Raw genomic sequence first — 4,797 nt, 5'->3', positions numbered from 1 at the left:
AGCGGACCGAACCACGAACGACTGTTACCTATCCATCCGGTCTGTTTTGTTACCCATCCATCCGCTGGACAGCGAAGCGCCGGATGAGGGGTTCTTTCCACTCACAAGATTGTTCGTGAGGATAGAGACCCCTCACCCGACTTCGCTAACGCGAAGCCACCCTCTCCCACAAGGGGCGAGGGTGAAAAAGCAGCTCACCTCGCCGCTGCCACCTTCAATGTCGGCGGCATCAGTCCGCCCATTGGGCGGCCGGAGCGCGCGGGGTTGAGCTGATAGAGACCGCGACGGTCGGCCATGGGGCGGAATGCGTCAGTGATGCCGACGACGGACTCGGCCGCGCCAAGCAGCAGCGTGCCGTCGGGCTCCATCGCCTTCGCCACGCGCTCGAAGATCACCGCCTTGGTGTCCTGATCGAAATAGATCAGCACGTTGCGGCAGAAGATCACGTCGAACGTGCCGAGATGGGAGAAGTCCTGCAGCAGGTTGAGCTGGCGGAACTGAACCATGGCGCGAATGTCGGCGTTGAGCCGCCAGACCTCGCCGCTTTGGGTGAAGTATTTCACCAGATGCTGGATCGGCAGGCCGCGCTGCACCTCGAACTGGCTGTAGACGCCGGCCCTGGATTTCTCCAGCACTTCCTGCGACAGGTCGGTGGCGACGATCTCGATGCGCCAGCCGGCGAAGGCCGCGCCCATCTCCTTCACACACATCGCGATCGAATAGGGCTCCTGCCCGGTCGACGACGCCGCCGACCAGATGCGCAAGCTCTTGCGCGCCGCGCGCGCCTGGATCAGGCCCGGCAGGATGGTCTCGCGCAGATGGTCGAACGGAATCTTGTCGCGGTAAAAGAAAGTCTCGTTGGTGGTCATGGCCTCGACCACGTCGGTCGCAAGCCGGCCGTCGCCGTTCCTGATCTTCAGCACGAGATCGGGGATGCCTGATAGGCTTGCCTTGCGGGCGAGCGGCAGCAGCCGGCTCTCGACCAGGTACTGCTTGTCGGCCGAGAGATCGAGGCCGGAGCGCTCCTTCAGGAACTTGCGCAGGTAGTCGTAATCCGTCGGCGTCACGAGCGGTCTCCCGCGAACAGGCGGTTGACCTTGGCGCCGATCTGGTTGAGCGGCAGGATCGCCGCGCAGATGCCGGCATTGGCCGCCGCCCCCGGCATGCCCCAGACCACGCTGGAGGCTTCGTCCTGTGCAATGACGCTGCCGCCGGCGGCGACGATGTCCTTGCCGCCACGCATACCGTCCGAGCCCATGCCCGTCAGGATCACGGAGAGGATATTGCCATGCCAGACGTCGATGGCCGAGGTGAAGAGCGGATCGACCGCGGGCTTGCAGAAATTGACTGCCGGCCCGTCATCGAGCGAGATCGCGGCATCCGCGCCGCTGCGCACGACGCGCATATGCTTGCCGCCGGGCGCAAGGTAGATCCGTCCGGCCTTCACCGGCTCGCCGTCGACTGCCTCGCTCGCCGGCCGGCGGCTCGAACGCGCCAGATGCTCGGCAAGGATGGTGGTGAAGGTCGGCGGCATGTGCTGGGTGATCAGCACCGGGAAGCGGTCGATCACCGGGCCTAGCTCGGTGACGAGCGACATCAGCGCCTGAGGACCGCCGGTCGACGAGCCGATCAGCAGCACCTTCGGCGCCTGGGTCGAGAACGGACGCGTCGACAGCGGTCCTGACGACGGGGCATGCACGGCCGGAGCGGGCGCAGGCACGGCAGGCCGTGCAACAGGACCGCGCACCGCCGGAGCCGGGCTTGCAGGCGCCAGCGGCGGGCTCGCAACCGCAGCCTTGCGACGCAGCCGCGCGCCGAGATGGCGGATCTTCTGGATCAGGTCGTGATGGAAGATGTCGGCCGCCGATGCCTCGCGCGTCGATTCCGGCTTCGGGATGTAGTCGGCCGCGCCGAGCGACAGCGCCTTGAAGCTGATCTCCGCGTTGCGGCGGGTCAGTGTCGAGGCCATGATGATGACGAGATCGCGCTTCTTCGCCAGCAGTTGCGGCAGCGCCGAGAGGCCGTCGAGCTCGGGCATCTCGATGTCGAGCACGGCAACGTCGGGGTTGATGCGCTCGATCTGGTTGACCGCCTCGAGCCCGGTGCGCAGCGAGGCCGCGACCTCCATGTCGTGCTCGGCGCCGATCCAGCGCGAGATCAGACCGCGGATTACGACGGAGTCGTCGACGACCATCACCCGCAGCGGCCCCGCTTCGCGCGACGGCGTCGTGGTCGAATTCCCTGCGAACGCAACACTCATTACTCACCAACTCAGACTGAAACGATATGGTTGAAAGCAGGCGCCGAAGGATCCGTTCAACCTTCGGGCGGTCGCTCAGATAAGGCCGACTTCCTGGAATTTCGCCGTCACGATGTCCTTGTCGAACGGCTTCATGATGTACTCGTTGGCGCCGGCATGGAGCGCGCGCGCGATATGCGCGACGTCGTTTTCGGTGGTGCAGAACACGACTTTGGGCTGGTCGCCGCCGGGCATGCGCCTGAGATGGCCGAGGAACTCGTAGCCGTCCATCACGGGCATGTTCCAGTCGAGCAGCACCGCATCGGGCAGGCCGCGCTTGCAGGCCTCCAGCGCCTTCTCACCGTCCTCGGCTTCGAGGATCTGGAAGTCGAGGCCCTCCAGGATCCGCCGCGCAACCTTGCGGATGACGCTGGAATCATCGACGATGAGACAAGTGCGCATGTGAACCTCTGCTTCCTCCCCTTTGCGGGGGCACTTCCAATTGCTGGCACGTCGGCGACGATGCCGCCGTATCAGGCCGCCATCATTTCGGGTGCGAGCTCGAGGACGCGATCGACGTCGAGGACGACCATGAGCTGGCCGTCGAGGCGGTGGACGCCGCCGGCGAGCTTGGCCATGCGGGGGTCGAGGTTGACGGGGTTCTCCTCCTTGCCGTCCTCGGGCAGGCGCAGCACCTCGCCGATCTGGTCGATCAGCAGACCATAGGATTCGCCGCGCAAATCGACGCCGACCGCCATCGGGGTCTTGCCGTCCTCGGCCTTGGGCAGGCCGAGACGGGCGCGCATGTCGACCACGGTGACGATGCGGCCGCGCAGGTTCAACACGCCTGCGATCTCGCGCGAGGACAGCGGAACGCGGGTGACGCGCTCGGGCATGAACACGTCCTGGACGCGGGAGATCGGCAGGCCGAACAACTGGCCGCCGATCATCGCGGTGACGTATTCGACCATGGCGCCTTCGCTGGACTGGGTCTTGTTGCTGGCCATAAGCCTATCTCCTGATCCCCTGGGTTACGCCGCGGCCCGGCTCAGCTCGGAAGCGCCGGCGGCGCCCGCGGTCTGCTCCTTCAGCGCCGCGATCAGGCCGGGACGGTCGAACTTGGCGACGTAGTCGTGGAAGCCGGCCTGACGGCCGCGCTCGATCGCCGCCGGCGACACCAGCGCCGACAGGCCGATGATCGGCGTCGCGGCGAGGTTGTTGTCGGACCGGATCACTTCGGCGAACTCGAACCCGTTCATGTCGGGCATCTCGATGTCGGTCAGCACCACGTCGAAGCTCTGGGCGCGGAGCGCAGCCAGGCCTTCCTGCGCGGTCGGCGCGGTGCGGACGCGGTAGCCGGCGGCCTTGAGCACCGGAGCCAGCATGTTGCGGAAGAAGGCCGAATCGTCGACCAGCAGCACCGCCTGCGAATGCATCGACGGCTTCATCTCCTTGCGGGTGAACCAGTCGGAGAACGCCATCGGCAGGAAGTGGCCGACGTCGATCACCTCGGTGGCCTGGCCCTTGATCACGGCCGAGCCCAGGATGCCCGAACTCGAGCCGCCGACCTCGATGTTGAGCCGCTCCTCGACGATGTCGATGATCTCGTCGACGACGAGGCCCATGGAGCGGCCGTCGTCGGCGAACACCAGGATCGGCTGGACGCCCTGGCTGGCGATGGTGACGCCTTCCATGGCCACCAGCGGCATCAGCTGCTCACGGTACTGCACCATGTAGCGGCCGTTCGAGAACTCGATCTTGTCGGCGGGGAGCTCCTCCAGGCGGGTGACGAGCCCGAGCGGGACCGCCTTGGGCTGGGACGAGCCGGCGCGGAACACCAGCAGCGAGGTGGTCTGCTCGCCGCTGCCGATGTGATGGCCGGCCGCGTCCTCGCCCATGTCATGGGCCGAGGAGCCGGCGGCGCCGAGCGCCTTGGCAATGCCGTTGGGATCGATGATCATGATCACCGCGCCGTCGCCCAGAATGGTGTTGCCGGAGAACATGTCGATGTGACGCAGTTTCGTCGACATCGGCTTCACGACGATCTCTTCCGTATGGAAGACACCATCGACCACGATGCCAAAGGTCTGGCTGCCGACCTGGGTCACCACGATGAAGCCGTTCTCGGGATCGCTAGCCGCGCCGTCGTCGATCTTGAGCAGCTTCTTCAGATGGATCAGCGGCAAGAGCTTGTTGCGCAGCCGAAGGACCGCGGTGTCCTTGATGCGCTCGATGCGGTGCTCGGAATTGGCGCGGGCCCGCACCAGCTCGACGACCGAGAGCTGCGGGATCGCGAAGCGGTCGCCGGCGGCTTCCACGATCAGGGCCGAGACGATGGCCAGCGTCAGCGGGATCTTGATGGTGACGCTCGAGCCTTCGCCGGCCACGCTCTTGATGTCGATGGTGCCGCCGATCTGGTCGATATTGGTGCGCACCACGTCCATGCCGACGCCGCGCCCCGAGACCGAGGTGATGGCGGCCGCGGTGGAGAAGCCCGGCGCGAAGATGAACTTGTGGATCTGGGCTTCGCTCATCTTCTCCAGCTCGGCCTCGGTGAC

Annotated in this window: 5 protein-coding genes; all 5 read right to left on the bottom strand. The window is 66.0% G+C overall.

All coding sequences use genetic code 11. The features are described from left to right. Positions 1 to 194 precede the first annotated feature (194 nt). Entirely contained in the window at positions 195 to 1,067 is an 873-nt protein-coding gene (locus EDE08_RS38125; RefSeq protein ID WP_131874844.1) for a CheR family methyltransferase, read from the bottom strand. Further along, positions 1,064 to 2,260: a protein-glutamate methylesterase/protein-glutamine glutaminase gene (locus EDE08_RS38120; protein ID WP_131874843.1), complete on the bottom strand. Its 1,197-nt coding sequence runs from the start codon at positions 2,258 to 2,260 to the stop codon at positions 1,064 to 1,066. Before EDE08_RS38120 ends, EDE08_RS38125 begins: the two co-directional genes overlap by 4 nt. 75 nt (positions 2,261 to 2,335) lie before the next feature. Next, positions 2,336 to 2,701: a response regulator gene (locus EDE08_RS38115; RefSeq protein WP_131874842.1), complete on the bottom strand. Its 366-nt coding sequence runs from the start codon at positions 2,699 to 2,701 to the stop codon at positions 2,336 to 2,338. Between the two features lie 71 nt (positions 2,702 to 2,772). Continuing rightward, on the bottom strand, positions 2,773 to 3,246 hold the full coding sequence (locus tag EDE08_RS38110) for a chemotaxis protein CheW (RefSeq protein ID WP_061877059.1): 474 nt from the start codon (positions 3,244 to 3,246) through the stop codon (positions 2,773 to 2,775). 24 nt (positions 3,247 to 3,270) lie between these two features. Beyond that, positions 3,271 to 4,797: hybrid sensor histidine kinase/response regulator (locus EDE08_RS38105; protein ID WP_131874841.1), on the bottom strand; the 1,527-nt coding region annotated here is incomplete at its 5' end.

The organism is Bradyrhizobium sp. R2.2-H (assembly GCF_004346455.1).
Classification (GTDB): domain Bacteria; phylum Pseudomonadota; class Alphaproteobacteria; order Rhizobiales; family Xanthobacteraceae; genus Bradyrhizobium; species Bradyrhizobium diversitatis.
Note: the sequence above shows the minus strand (reverse complement) of the source record. Positions and strands in the feature narration are given on the sequence as shown.

Coding starts and splice junctions, on each gene's coding strand:
- EDE08_RS38120 (WP_131874843.1), bottom strand. CDS start 2,260: ATGAGTGTTGCGTTCGCAGGGAATTCGACCACGACGCCGTCGCGCGAA.
- EDE08_RS38115 (WP_131874842.1), bottom strand. CDS start 2,701: ATGCGCACTTGTCTCATCGTCGATGATTCCAGCGTCATCCGCAAGGTT.
- EDE08_RS38110 (WP_061877059.1), bottom strand. CDS start 3,246: ATGGCCAGCAACAAGACCCAGTCCAGCGAAGGCGCCATGGTCGAATAC.